This window comes from Nocardia araoensis NBRC 100135, assembly GCF_000308435.1.
Taxonomy (GTDB): domain Bacteria; phylum Actinomycetota; class Actinomycetes; order Mycobacteriales; family Mycobacteriaceae; genus Nocardia; species Nocardia araoensis.
On the sequence record NZ_BAFR01000059.1, the window covers coordinates 20,493 to 37,793 of the forward strand.

The window sequence follows — 17,301 nt, forward strand, 5'->3', positions numbered from 1 at the left end:
ATGGGTAACGCGAATGCGAACAACTCGATGTCCCCGCTCGGGGTGTTCGCCGCGGCCTGGTATGGGGGCGACTATCCCGGCGGTGTCCGGATTTCGGATGACCTGGCCGCGCTCGGCAGAGGCTACATCAATAGCCCCAACAAGCAATGGATCGAAACATTGCAGGCCCATGTGGACGGCCCGATCCCTGGCGGGGCCCCGTACCTACATATCAACCATCGCCGTCTGGACCAGCCGAACCCGAACGTGGCCGAACTCGAGAAAGGGATCTCTGCTCGCGAACGGCTGTAGTTCCACCAGGAGGCTCTGCGGGATCCGCTCGCTCGCGAGCAGACCAGAGTCAGTCGCGGCCGTAGCGGTCGGCGAGGCGGGCCTCGGTGGTTGGCGCAGTGGGTGGGCTCGGCTGAGGCACAGAGTTCGGTCCGGGCAAAGCCACTTCAGCAGGAGTTGTCGCGGGCGACGCTTTTTCCTTCCGCCTCTCCCGGATCTCGGCGTAGATGAAATAGCCGAGGCCGAGGGGGGCCATGATGCCGAATGCCAGCCATTGCAGGCCGTAGGACAGGTAGGGGCCCGCATCGAGTTGGGGGAGCGGCGTGGGAGTGAACGCGCCCGGCTGGTTCTCGCTCAACTGCAGGTAGCCGCCGCGCTCGCCCCCGGTGGGCACGGGAGTCAGCGACTGTCGCAGGACTGCCGTCTCCTGTGTGGTGTCGATGGAGTACACCTGGCGATAGCCGTCCTGGACGCTCGGGTCCTTGCCGGGCGTGACGCCCTCGGACATCCGGACCCTCGCCTCGATGCGCTGCGGCCCGGCCGGGGGCTCGGGGATCTGCGGCGGGCGCGTCCCGTCCACCGCGGACACGAGCCCGCGGTCGACGAGCAGCACGCGTCCGTCGTCCAAGCGGAAGGTCGTGAGCACCGCGTATCCCGGGGCGCCGTCGAGGTGGCGCAGCCGCACCAGCACCGTCGAGTCCGGCACATAACTGCCGGAAGCGGTGACCCGCCGCCACTCGGTGTGCTCGCTCCCCGCGCCGGCGAGCACGGTGCCGACGTCGACGGGCTCGGCCTTCACCGAATCGGCGATCAACTGGTTGCGGTGCGAGGTCGCGGTGTTCTTGCCGAGCTGCCACGGCGCGAGCACGGTGAAGCACAGGTAGGCGAACGCGGCGACCAGCACCGCCAGGATCAGCCAGCTGGGGCGCAACAGGAAGGCGAGCCTGCGCATCACGGTCGCTCGTCGGCGACGAGGCGCGGGTCGGGCGGTTCGGCGGCGGCCAGTTCGTCGCGCACCCAGTCGAGCAGGCCGGGGACGGCGGCCTCGATCTGGGCGCGCACGAGTTCGAAGTCCGCCGCGTCGCCGTAGTAGGGGTCGGCCACGTCCTGACCGTCGGCATCCGGGTCGAAGGCGCGCAGCAACCGCGTCCGCTCGGCCGGGACGCCGAGGCGGGCCAAGTCCCGCTGGTGGGAGCGGTCCAAGGCGATCACCAGGTCGGCGTCGCTGTGCTCGGCGCCGAACACGGCGGCGACGTGCCCGGTCGGGTAGCCGTATTTGCGCAGGGTGGCGCTGGTGCGCGGGTCCGCGTCGTCGCCCACGTGCCAGGAACCGGTGCCCGCGCTGCTCACCCGCACCCGGTTGGCCAACCCGGCCCGGTAGAGGTGCGAGGCGAAGATCTTCTCCGCCATCGGAGAGCGGCAGATGTTGCCGGTACAGACGAACGAGACGTGCAGCTGGCCCACGCCTGCCATTCTGGCCGGTCCGGCCGCGCGAGCGCCACGTAGGGTGTGGTCTCGTGGCCGAGGACACCGTCGATCGCGCGAAACTGCGTCACCACGGCGACGTGGACGCCCGGCCTGGCATGCTCGATTTCGCGGTGAACGTCCAGGGCGCCGCACCGCCGGAATGGCTGCGGCGGCGCTTGGCCGCGCGCCTGTCCGATCTGGGGCGTTATCCGAGCGCCGAGGACGCCGAGGCGGCTCGCCGCGCGGTGGCGGCTCGGCACGGCCGCGCTCCCGAGGAGGTGTTGCTGCTGGCCGGCGCCGCGGAAGGCTTCGCCATGCTGCCCCGCCTCGCGCCGCGGTCGGCCGCGGTGGTGCATCCGTCGTTCACCGAGCCGGAACTCGCGCTGCGGGAGGCGGGCGTCCCCGTCACCAGGGTGGTGCTGGAACCGCCCTACCGGCTCGATCCCGCCGCGGTGCCCGCCGGGGCCGATCTGGTGGTGCTCGGCAACCCCACCAACCCCACCTCGGTACTCCACCCGGCCGCTGCCATCCGCGCCCTGCGCGGGCCGGGGCGCGTCGTCGTGGTAGACGAGGCCTTCGCCGACGCGGTGGCCGGTGAGCCGGAATCCCTCGCCGCCGACCCCGCGCCCGACCTGCTCGTCCTGCGCAGCCTCACCAAGACGTGGGCGCTGGCGGGGCTGCGCTGCGGCTACTTCCTCGGCGCGCCCGAGGTGCTGGCGCGTCTGGGCCACGGGCGTCCGCACTGGCCGCTGGGCACGCTGCAACTGGAGGCGATCACGGCCACCGCGAGCCCGGCCGCCGTGGCCGAGTCCGAGCGCCGTGCCGAGACGCTCGCCGTGCACCGTGCCGCGATGATCGAGCGCCTGAGCAACCTCGGCGTGGCGGTCCACACTCCGGCGGAAGGCCCGTTCCTGCTGCTGCGCGTGGCGGAAGGCGAATTGCTGCGCAAACACTTGGCCGCGGAGGGGATCGCGGTCCGGCGCGCGGACACCTTCCCCGGCCTGGGCCCGGATCATCTGCGCGTCGCGGTCCGCGGGCCCGCGGAGGTCGATCGGCTGGTCGCGGCGATCCGATCGGCGGATGTCCGGTGAGTGCGAGGCTCCGGCCGCGCCACGTCGATCCCGCGCGCAGGCCGGCCGGACGGACGGGTATCTCGCGCGTCGGAAGTCTCGCGGCCGGCGGCCGATCTCCACGACTCGGCGAGAACCTGCTGTGGAGTCGGTCGGAATTCCGCCGCATGGTGATCGCCCCATCGGGCATCCGGACGAACAATGGGGCAGGCCCCGCTCACCCCGATAGCCGCCCCAGCGGTGCTCGTGGCGCTGAACTGCGCCCGACCGCGCATATCGCGTGCCCGAGAGAGGCGAGCTCAGGCACGCCCGGCGGTGAACCCGGTGCTGCACAGTGCAGGACCGAAGCGAAGGAAGGTGGACGATGACCACGCTCGCGGATCTCATCGGGGCGCTCGACGCGGCCTACCCGCCCGCGCTGGCCGAGCCGTGGGACTCGGTCGGCCTGGTCTGCGGTGACCCGGCCGAAGAGCTGACCCGGGTGCTGTTCGCGGTCGACGCGACCGCCGCGGTCGTCGAGGAGGCGATCGACTGGCGTGCGCAGGCGCTGGTGGTGCACCACCCGCTGCTGCTGCGCGGGGTCGACACCGTCGCGGCGAGCACGCCGAAAGGCGCGCTGCTGCACCGGCTGATCCGCTCCGGCTGCGCGCTGTTCACCGCGCATACGAACGCCGACTCCGCCGATCCGGGCGTCTCCGACGCGCTCGCCGCGGCCATCGGTCTCACGGTGACCGGCCCCCTGGACGCGAAACCCGAGGCAGCCGTGGACAACTGGGCGATCCCGGTGCCGCGCACGCACACCGACGCGGTACTCGCCGCGCTTTTCGCCGCCGGTGCCGGCGCGGGCGGGCACTGTTGCGACCGTGCGCTGCGAGTGCCTGCGACAGGACAATTCCGTCCGATCGCCGAAGCCGCTCCGGATCAAGGCTCCCTCACCGAACTGCGGTACGTCGAGGAGGACCTCATCGAGGTGGCCGCCCCGTCCGCCGCCCGCTCGGCCGTGCTCGCCGCGCTGCGGGCCGCGCATCCCGGCGACGACCCGGCCTACCACATCGGCGAACGCGCCCAGCTGCCGTCGTCGCTCGGCATCGGCCGGGTCGGTACCCTGCCGCAACCGGAATCGTTGCGCTCCTTCACCGATCGGGTGGCCCGCGCCCTCCCGCCCACCGTGTGGGGCGTGCGCGCCGCGGGTGACCCGGACCGCACCGTCTATACGGTCGCGGTGTGCGGCGGCGCGGGCGACTCCTACCTGAGCAGGGCCGCCGGGCTGGGCGTCGACGTATATCTCACTTCGGACCTGCGCCACCACCCGGTCGACGAACACCTGCGCAAGGGCGGTCCCGCCTTGGTCGACGCCGCGCACTGGGCGACCGAATTCCCTTGGTGCGCGCAGGCCGAAGCGGTCGTGCGCACCGCCCTGCCCGGCTTGGAGACCAGGGTGTCCACGCTGCGTACCGACCCGTGGACGGTGCGCGCGCCCGGCTGAGCGTTCGAAGCCGTTGCCCTGGCGCGGAACTGGCGACGGCGTGTCGGGGCGTGTCCGCGCCGAGCCGGAACGGGTTGGGCGTTTCGGGTGAATCGAGTAGTTCGCGCGGGGTACAACTACCGCATGAACTTCCCGGTGGATTTCGGTCTCGTGCAGATCGGGCTGATCCTGCTGCTGGTCGTCGGTGTAGCGCTGATCATCTCCGGTCTGATCGCCGCGCGCCGGGTGGGAATGCGGCCGCTGCTCGCGCGCGGAACGGGCGGGCTCGCGTTGCTGCTGGTCGCCGCGGTGCTGCTGTGGATCGCGACGCTGCTGCAGACCTATCTCGGATTGACCGGCGAGATCAAGGCGGCGCACGTGGTGGCCAAGCCGGTGGCGGGACAGGAACACCTGCTCGACGTGGATGTCACCCTGTACGGCGACGACGACCACCCCGAGCAGCGTCTCACCCACCGGGTCGAAGGCGACATGTGGGTGCTGCAAGCGGGCATCGTCGAGTTGGAGCCGTGGGTGAACGCGCTGGGCTTCCACTCCGGCTACCGGATCAGCCGCCTGTACGGCCAGCGCCTCGACGGCGTCGCGACCAAACAGAACCAGATCTTCCTCAACGACGGCGACCGCGACTTCTTCGCCGACATGCGCGAGGGCCGGTGGTGGACCCAGCCGTTCGTGCGCTCCGCCTACGGCAACGCGGTGATCGCGGTGCCCGGCGAATACGACGTCTACATCTCCCGCGACGCCATCAAAACTCGCGCCGTCGGCGGCTGACGCCGGTCCGCCGATCCGGCGGGGTACGGTTGAACACCAGTCCCGTCCACCCCGTCCAGGAGTTTGTCCGCGTTGAATGTCGAACCCCCGATCCAGGCCGAGCTGCTGCGGCTCGCCGCCGTCGACGCCGAGCTGACCCGGATCGCGCACCGGCGCACGGTGCTGCCCGAGCAGCAGGAGGTGACGCGGCTGGAGGCCGAGCGCAACGCGCACTCCGATGCCGCGGTGGCCGTCGAGATCGTGCTGGACGACCTCGATCGCGACATCCGCAAGCTGGAGGGCGAGGTCGAGGCGGTGCGCAAGCGCGAGGAGCGCGACAAGGGCCTGCTCAGCGCGGGATCGGTGAACGCGAAACAGCTTTCGGAGATCCAGCACGAGCTCGGTAGTCTGGAGCGCCGCCGCTCCGTGCTGGAGGACGAACTGCTCGAGGTGATGGAGCGGCGCGAGGCCTCGGCCGCCGATCACGAGCACGCGGGCGCGCGGTTGAGCAAGACCGACGAGGAACTCGCCGATGCCAGGCGACAGCGGGACGAGGCGCTCGCGGACCTGGACGTGGCGCAGACGCGCTGCGAGACCGATCGCGCGGGCGTGGTCGCGAAGCTGCCCGGCGAACTGCTGGCCATCTACGACCGTCAGCGGGAACAGCACGGCGTCGGCGCCGCCTTGTTGCAGGCGCGTCGCTGCGGCGCGTGCCGCATCGAACTCGATCGTGGCGAGATCGCCCGCATCGCCAAGACCGCCCCCGACGTGGTCGTGCGCTGCCCGGAGTGCGGCGCGGTGCTGGTCCGGACCAAGGAATCGGGGCTGTGAGCTCGCCGCGACCGACTGACCGGGAAGTGCGATGAGTTTCCCGGAGGTGATCGTCGAAGCCGACGGCGGCTCGCGGGGCAATCCCGGTCCGGCCGGGTACGGCGCGGTCGTCTACGACGCCGATCACGTCCGGGTGCTCGCCGAGCGCTGGGAGTTCCTCGGCATCGCCACCAACAACGTCGCCGAATATCGCGGATTGATCGCCGGGTTGGCCGCGGCCTCGGAACTGGGCGCCGAGTCGGTCGTGGTGCGCATGGATTCCAAGCTGGTCGTCGAGCAGATGTCCGGTCGCTGGAAGATCAAGCACGCGGCCTTGATTCCGCTCGCCGACCAGGCTCGCCGGATCGCGGCCGGGTTCCGCCGGGTGAGCTACGCCTGGATCCCGCGCGCGCAGAACGCGCATGCCGACCGGCTCGCGAACGACGCCATGGACGCCGGAGCCGAGGGCGGCGAGAGCCGTGCCACGGCGGCGGACACCCGGCAGGCCGAGGCCGCCGATCCGGCCCTCGCGGCCACCGAGCGTGATCTGCCGAGTTGGATCGACGAGGCCAGGGACGCGAACGCCGAGCAATCGAAGCCCGCGGAGCACGGCCCCGGCTGGACGCGCGCCAGTGGTCGGCCCACGCGTTTGCTGTTACTTCGCCACGGTCAAACCGAGTTGTCGCTGCAACGCCGGTATTCCGGTCGCGGCAACCCGCCGCTCACCCCGCTGGGTCGTGAGCAGGCCGCGCGGGCGGCGAAGATGCTGGCCGCCAAAGGCGGCATCGCCGCTGTGGTGAGCTCTCCGCTCGGCCGGGCCAGGGAAACCGCCGAGGCGGCCGCCGCGGCGCTCGGGGTGCCGGTCGAGATCCACGAAGGGTTGATCGAGACCGACTTCGGCGCGTGGGAGGGGCTGACCTTCGCGGAGGCCGCGCAGCGTGACCCCGACCTGCACGCCCGCTGGATCGGCGACCCCACCGTCGCCGCGCCCGGCGGGGAGAACTTCGAGGAGGTCCGCGCGCGCGTGGACGCGGCTCTGCACGACCTGCTCGAGCGGTATCCCGGCGCCAATGTGGTCGTGGTCAGTCATGTGACTCCGATCAAGACGCTGCTGCGGCTGGCCCTCGATGCCGGCCCGTCGCTGCTGTATCGATTGCACCTGGATCTGGCGTCGCTCTCGATAGCGGAGTTCTATCTCGACGGCGGCTCTTCGGTGCGTCTGGTGAACGATACGTCCTACCTCTGAGGCGGACGACGCGCCGGAATCGAGGGCGAACGCGGTGCGCGGAGGGCGAATTATGCACCATTGCAACACATTTGCGTTTCACAATCGCGCGATGCGGTGAATCTCACTTCAACTCGGCCTTGCGCGGCGAGTAGCGGTAGGCTTCCGGACGGTCAGGCACAGGCGTCCAGCTGCCTGCCTGGTCGGGGTCGACGCAGTGGCCTCGGTCAGTGCTGCTCAGCGGGACGGTTTTCGCGCGGGCAGCGTGGCCCGCGGGCCGCGTAGCGGTGGGAAGCACCTGTGCCGTCGAGTGGTTCGATGAGAGTGCAGGTTCGATGAGCAGTCCGATCAAGGTTGTCGTTCTCGGGGCAGGGATCGGAGGACTCACCACCGCGGCCGCCCTGCGGCATGCGGGATTCGGCGTCGAACTATACGAAGCGGGCCCGGAACTGCGGGCCCAGGGCTTCGGACTTTCCGTGCAGGCCAACGGAATCAACGCACTGCGCACCCTCGGCCTCGGCCTCGACGAGCAGCTGCTCGAACGCGGCGGCCGGGTCGAGACCTTCCGCTTCTGCAATCCCGACGGCAGCCCGATCCGGGTGCTCCCGGTCCATCGGCTCGACGCCCGGCTCGGCGCTCCGGCCGTGGCGCTGCACCGCACCGACCTGCACGACGTGCTGCTCAGCGCGATCGGCGACACACCGACTTTCACCGGCGCGCAAGCGACTCGGTTCGTCGACGACGGTGAGCACGTGCGCGTCGAGTTCGCCGACGGCCGGGTCGCCGAGGGCGATCTGCTCGTCGGCGCCGACGGCATCCACTCGGTGGTGCGCGCCCAGCTGCACGGCCGCGCCGAGCCGCGTCCCGGCAATTTCGTGTGCTGGCTGGCCTGCGTCCCGTTCGAGCACCCCAATGTCGCGCGCGGGTTGTCGGCGCACTTCTGGGGCACCGGAATGCGTTTCGGCATCCACGACATCGGGCACGGCCGGGTGTACTGGTGGGGCACCAAGACGCTGCCCGCCGACGAGGCCGCGAACTGGCAGGGCGGCAAGGAAGACCTGCTGCGCATGTACGCCGACTGGGCGCCGGAGGTGCGCGCCTGCATCGAGCAGACCGACGAAGCGGCGATCCTGGCCGTGCCCGCGCAGGATCGCCCGCCGCTGGCGCAGTGGGGCCGCGGCCGGGTGACGCTGCTCGGCGACGCGGCGCACCCGATGCTGCCCAGCCTCGGCCAGGGCGCCAACGCCGCGATCGAGGACGCGGTGGTGCTGGCCGGCGTGCTGCGGAACTCTTTGGATCCGGTCGCGGGCCTGCGTCGTTACGAGAAGTTGCGCGCCGACCGCACCGCCATGTTCGTCAACGGATCGGCTTCGCTGGCCAAGATCGAGCAGACCACCGATCCGCGCCTGGTGCGGGTGCGCGACACCTACTTCCGGCACGCGCCCACCGAATTCTTCCTGAGCAACCTCGGCAAGCCGATGTCGTTCCCGGCGCCGGACGGGCCGACCGCGCGGCTGCCGCGCCCGCTCTCACCGGTCGAGCGCTGGCACTGGATCGCCGATCAGCTGGCGCCGCTGCACATCCTGTCGCGGGTGCGGATCCGCGGCCACGTCGAGGCCGAGCAGATCCGCGCGGGCCTGGACGAGGTGCAGCGCCGACATCCGCTCCTGCGGGTCGCCGTCGCCGCCGAACCGGACGGCACCGCACCGCGTTTCGTGCCGGTGCAGGCCCCGATCCCGCTGCGCGTGATCGAATCCGAGGACAGCACGAACTGGCTGACCGAGGCCGACGAGGTGGAGCTGCGCGAGCCGTTCGACTGGCGCACCGGCCCGCTGGCCAGGGCGGTGCTGATCAAGGAGACCGACGGCACCAACGAGCTGATCGTCACGCTGCACTACGCCATCGCCGACGGCGAGAGCGCGCTGTCGGTGGCCGAGCAGGTGCTCCGAGCGGCCGCCGGGGAAGGGGGCGAGTTCTCGCCCGCGCCGGTCCGGCCGGGTCCGGAGGAATTGTTCCCGCCGCGCTTCCAAGGTGCGGGCGGTGCGCTGCGCACCGCGGGTTCGTTCCTGCGCGACCAGAAGTCGCAGCTGCGCCGGCCGCGCAGGCTGGAGCCGACCAGGCTGGCGCCGCCCGCGCAGCGGCGCAGCCGGGTGGTGCACCGCAGCCTCGACGGCGACCGGTTGGACGCGCTCAAAGCAGGCTGCGCCCGCCACGGCGTAGGCCTGCAGGCCGCCCTCTCCGCGGCGCTGCTGATCGCGGCGGCCAGGGAGGCGGGCACCGAGAAGGCCGCCTGGTACACCGTCGGCAGCTCGGTCAACTTCCGTGACCATCTCGACGGCGCCGCGGGCGACACCGAGGTCGGCACCTATCAGGGCATGATCGCCACCCCGGCGAAGTACGCGCCGTGGGCCTCGCTGTGGGAGATCGCCGCCGAGATCGAGCGCGAGTACGGCGCGCGGACGGACCGGCGCGATCACCTGTCCGCGTTGAACCTGCTGAAGGTGGCCGCGCCGAAGTCGGTGGCCGCCAGCGCGTCCACGGTGAAGCTCATGGACACCCGCGGCCCGGGTCATCTCTGTATGACGTACCTGGGCGACTACCCCTTCCCGGACAAGATCGGCTCCTGGCAGCTGGAGGGCGCGCAGTTCGTCTCCGGCATGTCCGTCAGCGGCTTCATCATGGCCACCGCCAACGCGACGCACAACGAGCTGTCCCTCAACATCGGCTACGTCGAGCCCGCGGTATCGCGGGACCGAGCCGATCGTCTGGCCGACGAAAGCGTGCGCGCGCTGCTGTCGGCTTGCTGACCGGCCCGCATACACCGCGATAACAACAGCAGAGTCGCGGCATCGGCAGTGCCGATGCCGTGATTCGCGATATCGATAACTGGATAAGTGTGGTAGCAGCTTTGCGTGTCAGCGATCAGGGTGGGCTGGGGTAGATCCGCGCACGGCCGGTGCCGCGACTGTCGCGATAGGAGTGACTGTGACATTCGAACCGAGTGCTACTTCCGAGAGACCCCCCGAAGCCTGGCCGGTCAGCGCGTACCAGCGTGATGTGTTGTCGGTCGCCTACCGGTATGCTCCGGCGCCGGTCACCCGAAACGCCTACTGCGCGTTCATCGACGAGCCGTTCGACATGGACCGGTTGCGGGCCGTGGTGCGCCGGGCGTTGCTCGCCGACGAGGCGTTGCGCCTGCGGTTCGAGTTCTCCGAGGGCCGCTTCTGGCAGTGGGTGTCCGACGAGCTACCCGAGGTCGAGTTCGTCGATCTCAGTTGGGCGTCGGACCCGGCCGCGGCACGCCGCGACTGGGTGAACCGGGCCAACGTGACGCCGTCCCCGCCGCGGCAGCCGTTCCGGATCGCCGCGCTGGTCGACGGGCCCGATCACTTCCATCTCTACGTCGCGATGCACCACGCGATGATCGACGGCTGGGGCGTGAACGCGCTGTGGAGCGCTCTGGTGGACAACTACAGCCGCACCGACCTCTCGCTCGAGCAGCTCGCCGAGCCGGATCCGTTCACCGAGCAGACCGACCGCAGTGCGGCGACCTATCGCAGGATCGCCGCCGAACACGAGGAGTATCTGTCCTCGCCGCAGTGGGCGGCGGATCGGGACGCGCTGGTGCGCCGCTTCGAGGGAGTGGTTCCCGCGCTGTTCTCCGGACGTGCGAGCACCCCCGACGTCAACCGGGGGAGGCGGCGCGTGGTGGTGGAACCCGCGTTCCTCGACCGCATCCGAGCCACCGGCTTCTCCGTCTTCGCGTTCACCGTTTCGGCGCTGGCCGCCTACCTGACCACCATTCACCGCTCCGAGGAGGTGGTGATCGGCGTCCCGATGCTCAACCGGCACAGCGCGGAGACCTTCCGCACCGCCGGGCACCGGACGAACGTCGTCCCCCTGCGCATCCGGGTCGATCCCGCGCAGCCGCTGTCGGCGGTCGCCACCGAGGTGGCCGCGCAGATCCGGGAACTCAAGCGCTACGAACGCTTTCCGTACGGCGACCTGGCGCGTGCCCTCAGCAGCGATCCGACGGCGCCGCCGCTGTTCGACGTGGCGTACTCCTACATCAAGATGCCGCCGTCGGATCATCTCGACAAGATCCTCGGCACCCTCGACATCGTCAATCCGGGCACGGTGCTCGAGGCGCTGAACATCCTCGGCGTCGAGCACGCGCGCGACGGCTCGCTGAATCTCCAGCTCTACTACGACAAGGACGTCTTCGACGAGAACTTCCCGTTCGAATCGGTCGTGCGCGGCGTCGGTGCGCTGGTGGTGGCGGCGCTGGACCGGCCAGAGGCGCCGATCTCGGCCTTGCCGCTGATGTCGCGGCGGGAGCAGGCAACCGTCGCCGCGTTCGAAGCCGGTCCGCGCGAGGAATTCCCGTACACGACGATCGACCGGCTGGTCGCCGACGTGGCCGCGCGGCATCCGGACCGGATCGCGATCGAACCGGTCGCCGGGTCCGGGGAGCAGCCGCTGCGCTACGCCGAATTGTCCGCGCTGGCGGATGGATTCGCCGCCAGGTTGCACGCGCTCGGCGCTAACGGCAACGAGTGCGTCCCGGTGGTACTGCCCCGTTCGACGGAGATGCTCGTCGCGATCTTCGGCGTGTTGCGGGCCGGTTGCGCCTATGTGCCGCTCGATCCCGACTTCCCGGCCGCTCGGATCGAGGCCGTGCTGGCCGACTGTGGGGCGCGCTTCGTCGTGGCGGGGCCGGAGCATCGGGCGGTCTTCGACAGGTTGGGCGTCACGAGGATCATGGTGGCCGACACCGTCCCGGCGCGCGGTGTGGAAAACGTCTCGCATCCAGCCGATCTCAGCTACCTGATCTACACCTCGGGCTCCACGGGCGTGCCCAAGGGGGTGATGATCGAGCACCGCTCGGTGGTGAACCGCCTGACCTGGATGCAGCGGCGCTACCCCCTGCACGAGTCGGACGTGATCTTGCAGAAGACGCCGGTCACCTTCGACGTGTCGGTGTGGGAACTGTTCTGGTGGGCGATCAACGGCGCCCGAGTGGCGCTGCTGGAACCGGGCGGGGAGCGCGATCCGCGCCGCATCGCCGACGCGATCGCCGCGCACGGCGTGACGGTGCTGCACTTCGTGCCCTCCATGCTCGCGGCGTTCGTCGACGAGCTCGCGGCCGATCCGGCGGCGGTCACGCGGATCGGCAGCGTGCGGCGGGTCTTCTCCAGCGGCGAGGCGCTACCCCCGGCGCTGGTGCGCCGGTTCCACGCGGTCTTCACCGCGGCCGGGGCCGAGGCGCCGCAGCTGGTGAATCTCTACGGCCCCACGGAGGCCACCGTCGACGTCTCCTACTTCGACTGCCCCGTCGAGGAGCCGCTCGATGTGGTGCCGATCGGCCGCCCCATCGACAACATAGACCTGCTCGTGCTCGATCACATCGGCCGCCGGGTGCCGGTCGGCGTGCCCGGCGAGCTGAACATCGCCGGCGTCGGTGTGGCCCGCGGCTATCGCGGCAGGCCCGAGCTGACCGCCGCGGCATTCGTCGATGATCGCGCGGTGCCGGGGCGCCGCCGGTACCGCACCGGTGACCTGGCGCGCTGGCTGCCGGACGGCAACCTCGAATACCTGGGCCGCTTCGACGATCAGGTGAAGATCCGCGGCAACCGGATCACCCTCGGCGAGGTGCAGAACGCCATGCTCGGCTGCGCCGGGGTGCGCGCGGCGGCCGTGGTGGACGAGGTCTCGGAGGCGCACGGAGTGCAACTGGTCGGCTACTTCGTCGGCGCCGAGGTCTCCGGGGAGGAGATCGCCGAGCAACTCGCCGACAGGCTGCCCCGCTACATGGTGCCGTCCCGGCTGATCCGGGTGGACCGGATCCCGCTGACCCGCAACGGGAAACTGGACCGGCGCGCCTTGGCCGAGCAACTCGTTCTCGGCCACGGCGCCGATCCGGTCGCGGGCGCCGAGCCGCGCACCGATGTCGAGACCAGGCTCGCGCAGGTCTGGCGCACCGTGCTCGGCGTCGAGTCGATCGGCGTGCACGACAACTTCTTCACCCACGGCGGCGATTCCATCCTCGCGCTGGCCGTGCGGACCGCCGCCGAACGCGCCGGGCTCTACTTCGACGTGGACGCCTTCTACCAGGCGCCGACCATCGCGGAGCTGGCCCGCGTCGTGCGCGACGACCGCCGCGACGAGCGCGGCCGGGTCGCCGCGCCCTTGGAGACGGTGCCGCTGATCGACCGCGCCGCACTGCACCAGGCCGAGGACGCGTTCCCGGCCACGGCCCTGCAACTGGGCATGCTGTATCACAGCATCGAGCGCGCCGACTCGATCACCTACAAGGACGTGTTCCGCTACCGGCTCGAAGTGCCTTGGGACGCAGCGCAATTCACCGAGGCGGTGGATCGCCTGGTGCGGCGTCAACCCGCCCTGCGCTCGTCGTTCGAGTTGAGCAGGTATTCGGTCCCGCTGCAGATCGTGCACACCGCGCCGCCCTACGAACTCCAGATCGTCGACCTCGGCGATATGGACGAGGCGGACGGCGAGGATCTGATCGAGATCTATCTCCAGGAACGCGCCCACGCCCACTACGACATCTCGGTCGCTCCGCTGTTCGCCATCCGGGTCTTCGTCCGCCCCGGTCCGCAGGAGCCGGTCGGCGCGGTGGACCTGGTGCTGAGCTTCCACCACGCCATCCTGGACGGCTGGAGCGTCGCCACGTCGGTGCTGGAACTGCTGCTGGACTACCTGAACCACCTCGGCATGACCCACAACCGGGTCGAGGCCACCGCGCATCCGGCCACCGTGCTCGCCGAGTACGCCCGGGCCGAGCAGGGCGCGGCGCGCGACGCCGCGGCCCGCGAGTACTGGCTGACCGCTCTGGAAGGCGCCGAACCCACCGCGCTCACCGCGCTCGGGGCGCACCAGCCGGTGGTAGCGGGTGTGCCGCGAGCGCGGGCGCTGGTGCCCCGCAGGCTGGCCGAACGGGTCTCGGCGTTCGCCACGCGCCACCAGGTGCCCGAGAAATCGGTGTATCTGGCCGCGCACTGCCTGGCGTTGCGGGCGCTCACCGGCCGCACGGACGTCACCACCGGCGTGGTGAGCCACGGTCGCCCGGACCGGGCCGGCGCCGAACGAGTGGCGGGGCTGTTCCTCAACACGCTGCCGATCCGGTTGGACGCCACCGCGACCACGTGGCGCGCCGCGGTGGAGCAGCTCGCGCGACGCGAACGCGAGGCCTACCCGTTCCGCCGCTACCCGCTGCGGTCGATCCTCGCCGACGGCGGGCCGGTCTTCGAGACGGCGTTCAACTTCGTCAACTACCACGTCTTCCAGCCCATGCTCGTGCTGGACGGCGTGCGCCTGCTGGACTTCGACGCCCGCGAGGAGACCAACTTCCAACTGCTGGTCACCGCGGCCACCGATCCGCGCGACGGCCGGATGTGGTTGCGGGTGGACGGCGACCACACGCTGACCGCCGAGCAGTGCGAGACCGTGGCGCTCACCCAGTTGCGCATGCTGGCCGGTATCGTCGCCGAGCCCGACGCGGCGATCGACCGTGGCGTCGGCCCCGCGACCGCACGCGACGTGGGCACGCTGGTGGCCGAGGCGGCCGCGCTCAACCCCGCCGGTATCGCCCTGGCGGGTGACGACGAATCCGTCACCTACGACCAGCTGATCGAACGCTCCGACCGGCTGGCCCGGCGCCTGGTCGGACTCGGGGTGTCGCCGGGCGACCGGGTCGGCATCCTGATGGGTCGCCGTCCGCGACTGGTGCTGCTCGTGCTCGCCCTGACCAGGATCGGGGCCGCGTGTGTTCCGCTGGATGTCAGTTACCCGCGGGCCAGGCTGAATCTGATGATCGACCGCGCCCGCCCGCACCGGGTGATCGCCGACGCCGCCTATCGCGACATCGTCGACGACGCCGCCTTGGTGCTGGACACCGCCACGCTCTTCGACGACTCCGCGCCCGACGCGGAAGTCGCACTGCCCGATCACGTCTCGCCCGACGCGGTGGCCTACGTGCTGTTCACCTCGGGGTCGACCGGTGAGCCCAAGGGTGTCGCAATGCCGCACCGCGGCCTGACCTCCCTGGTGGACTGGCAGAACCGCGCGGCCACCGGCATCGGCCTGCGGAGCACCCTGCAGTTGGCGCCGTTGAGTTTCGACGTGTCGTTCCAGGAGATCTTCACCACCCTCGCGGCCGGTTCCACGCTGCGGGTGAGTTCGGCCGATCTGCGATCGAACGTCGAGCAACTGCTCAACACGGTGGTGGAGGAGGGCATCGAGCGGCTCTTCCTGCCATACGTCGCGTTGCAGGCGTTCGCCGAGGCGGCCGTAGGGCACCGGATGTTCCCGACCGAGTTGAAGGTGCTGATCTCCTCCGGCGAGCAGCTGCGCATCACCGACGAAATTCGCGCCCTGTGCAAGGTGGTTCCCGGCTTGGTGCTGGAGAACCAGTACGGTCCCACCGAGTCCCACGTCGCGACCAAGTTCACGCTCACGGGTCCGGCCGACGAGTTCCCCGCGCTGCCGCCCATCGGCCGCGCCGTCGACGGTGACACCGTCGAGCTGCTCGACAGCGCCCTGCGGCCGGTGCCGGACGGCGTGATCGGCGAAATCTATCTCGGCGGCCGCAGCATCGCCCGCGGCTACGAGGGCAGGCCCGCGCTCACCGCCCAGCGGTTCGTCGCCACGCATGCGGGCGGAATCCGGTACCGCACCGGCGACCTCGGTGTCCGGCTGTTCTCCGGCGACATCGTCTGCCTGGGTCGCAGCGACAGCCAGGTCAAGATCCGGGGGTTCCGGGTGGAGCCCGCCGAAGTCGAACTGTGCATCCTGAGCCTGGTCGAGAAGTTCCCCGGCATCACCGAGGCCGCCGTGGTGGCCCGGGGATTCGGCGGCATCGACGGCTCGCTGATCGCGTTCCTGGTCGGAGCGCCCGAGCAGACCGACCTCGCCGCGCTGCGGCACGACCTGCGCTCGATGCTGCCCGCGCACATGGTGCCGTCGCGGTTCGCCTGGCTCGACGAACTGCCCCGCACGCCCAGCGGCAAGCGCGACGACGCGACGCTGCGCGCCTACGGGGAGGATGCCACCGAATCGGTGTCGGCTCGGCGGGAGCCCGCCGACGAGTACGAGCGGTCGGCGGTCGAACTGCTGGCCGAGTACGCGGGACTGCGCACGATCGGCGTGGACGACGACTTCTTCGCGGCGGGCGGCACGTCCATCGGGGCGATGCGCGTGGTGATGGCGCTGTCGCGCCGATGGGGTGTCGAGGTGCCGCTGGACGCGTTCATCGGCGCGCCGACCGCCGCCGGGATCGCCACGCTGGTGCGCTCGGGTGAGGTGCAGCGCACGTTCGATCCGCTGGTGCCGATCAGCGTCGGCGGCGGCAAGCCGCCGTTGTTCCTGGTGCACCCGATCGGCGGAAACGTGCTCTGCTACTTGGCCCTCGGGCGTCATCTGGATCCGGATCGCCCGATCTACGGGTTGCAGGCGGCGGGCGCGGATTCCGGCAGCGCTCCGGAGAAGACCATTCCCGCGATGACGGAGTCGTATCTGCAGGCGGTGCGGCGGGTGCATCCGAAGGGGCCGTATCACTTGGCGGGGTGGTCGTTCGGCGGCTACGTCGCCTTGGAGATGGCCCGTCAGCTGCCCGAGCACGAGGTCTGCAGTGTGACGCTGCTGGACACGATGGCGCTGCGCGCGCGGACCCGGACGCCGATTCCGGAGGAGAAACTCATCCGGTGGTTCTTCCTCGAGTTGCTGTGGTACGCGCGAGGAAGCCGCGCGGCCCTGGTCGATTTCGAGCCCGACGTGCACAGTTCCGAGGACTTGTTCGCGGCGATGCTGGCGGAGTCGGTGCGGTCGGGCATCCTGCCCGCCGATAGTTCGCCGCAGGCGATCCGGCGGCTCTACGAGGTGTTCTTCGCCAACTACTCGGCCATGCTGGACTACAAGCTCGAGCCGTACGAGCGCGACATCACGCTGCTGCGGGCCACCGAGGGCCTGCCGCCGGGCGTCGACCTGGCGCACCAGACCGTGGGCAGCATGTTCGACAGCGCCGACAACGGCTGGAAGCAGTACGCGGCGCGCCGGTTCACGGTGATCGACGTGCCGGGCGATCACCTGAACATGATGACCGAGCCGAACATCGGCGAGCTGGGGCTGCGGCTGGACGAGGTGCTGTCGGCCGCCGACCCCGACCTGGACCGGGAATGGGACGAATCCATGCTGGACGCCTGAGATCC

The 17,301-nt window shown here is 70.7% G+C and carries 10 protein-coding genes; 8 read left to right on the forward strand and 2 right to left on the reverse strand.

The annotated features are described in order from the left end of the window. The gene (locus ON21_RS08245) at positions 1 to 291 is read left to right on the forward strand and encodes a hypothetical protein (protein WP_039796903.1); all 291 of its coding nucleotides are present in this window, start codon (positions 1 to 3) and stop codon (positions 289 to 291) included. Between the two features lie 49 nt (positions 292 to 340). Here ON21_RS08245 and ON21_RS08250 read toward each other — a convergent pair whose 3' ends face one another. Next, positions 341 to 1,222 (reverse strand): SURF1 family cytochrome oxidase biogenesis protein, encoded by an 882-nt coding sequence (locus ON21_RS08250; protein WP_039796904.1) that lies wholly within the window; start codon positions 1,220 to 1,222, stop codon positions 341 to 343. Then, a complete protein-coding gene (locus ON21_RS08255) occupies positions 1,222 to 1,743 on the reverse strand; it encodes a low molecular weight protein-tyrosine-phosphatase (RefSeq protein WP_051020475.1) in 522 nt (173 codons plus the stop codon). Before ON21_RS08255 ends, ON21_RS08250 begins: the two co-directional genes overlap by 1 nt. A 44-nt stretch (positions 1,744 to 1,787) precedes the next feature. Here ON21_RS08255 and cobC point away from each other — a divergent pair, with 44 nt between their 5' ends. The 7 genes from cobC (at position 1,788) to ON21_RS08290 (ending at position 17,296) form a co-directional block, all read left to right on the forward strand. Next, positions 1,788 to 2,828 carry an Rv2231c family histidinol phosphate aminotransferase CobC gene (cobC, locus tag ON21_RS08260; protein WP_039796905.1) on the forward strand — a complete coding sequence of 347 codons (1,041 nt, stop codon included), beginning with the start codon at positions 1,788 to 1,790 and terminating at the stop codon, positions 2,826 to 2,828. A 343-nt stretch (positions 2,829 to 3,171) separates the two neighbouring features. Then, the gene (locus ON21_RS08265) at positions 3,172 to 4,293 is read left to right on the forward strand and encodes a Nif3-like dinuclear metal center hexameric protein (protein WP_039796906.1); all 1,122 of its coding nucleotides are present in this window, start codon (positions 3,172 to 3,174) and stop codon (positions 4,291 to 4,293) included. A gap of 123 nt (positions 4,294 to 4,416) precedes the next feature. Beyond that, on the forward strand, positions 4,417 to 5,061 hold the full coding sequence (locus ON21_RS08270) for a hypothetical protein (protein ID WP_039796908.1): 645 nt from the start codon (positions 4,417 to 4,419) through the stop codon (positions 5,059 to 5,061). 72 nt (positions 5,062 to 5,133) lie between these two features. Beyond that, on the forward strand, positions 5,134 to 5,871 hold the full coding sequence (locus ON21_RS08275) for a zinc ribbon domain-containing protein (RefSeq protein WP_039796949.1): 738 nt from the start codon (positions 5,134 to 5,136) through the stop codon (positions 5,869 to 5,871). A 31-nt stretch (positions 5,872 to 5,902) separates the two neighbouring features. Beyond that, positions 5,903 to 7,096 carry a bifunctional RNase H/acid phosphatase gene (locus ON21_RS08280; protein WP_039796909.1) on the forward strand — a complete coding sequence of 398 codons (1,194 nt, stop codon included), beginning with the start codon at positions 5,903 to 5,905 and terminating at the stop codon, positions 7,094 to 7,096. Positions 7,097 to 7,410: 314 nt separating this feature from the next. After that, on the forward strand, positions 7,411 to 9,882 hold the full coding sequence (locus tag ON21_RS39220) for an FAD-dependent monooxygenase (RefSeq protein ID WP_039796910.1): 2,472 nt from the start codon (positions 7,411 to 7,413) through the stop codon (positions 9,880 to 9,882). 178 nt (positions 9,883 to 10,060) lie between these two features. After that, positions 10,061 to 17,296, forward strand: coding sequence for a non-ribosomal peptide synthetase (locus ON21_RS08290; protein WP_063821032.1), 7,236 nt, complete (start codon positions 10,061 to 10,063; stop codon positions 17,294 to 17,296). The last annotated feature ends 5 nt before the right edge of the window (positions 17,297 to 17,301 follow it).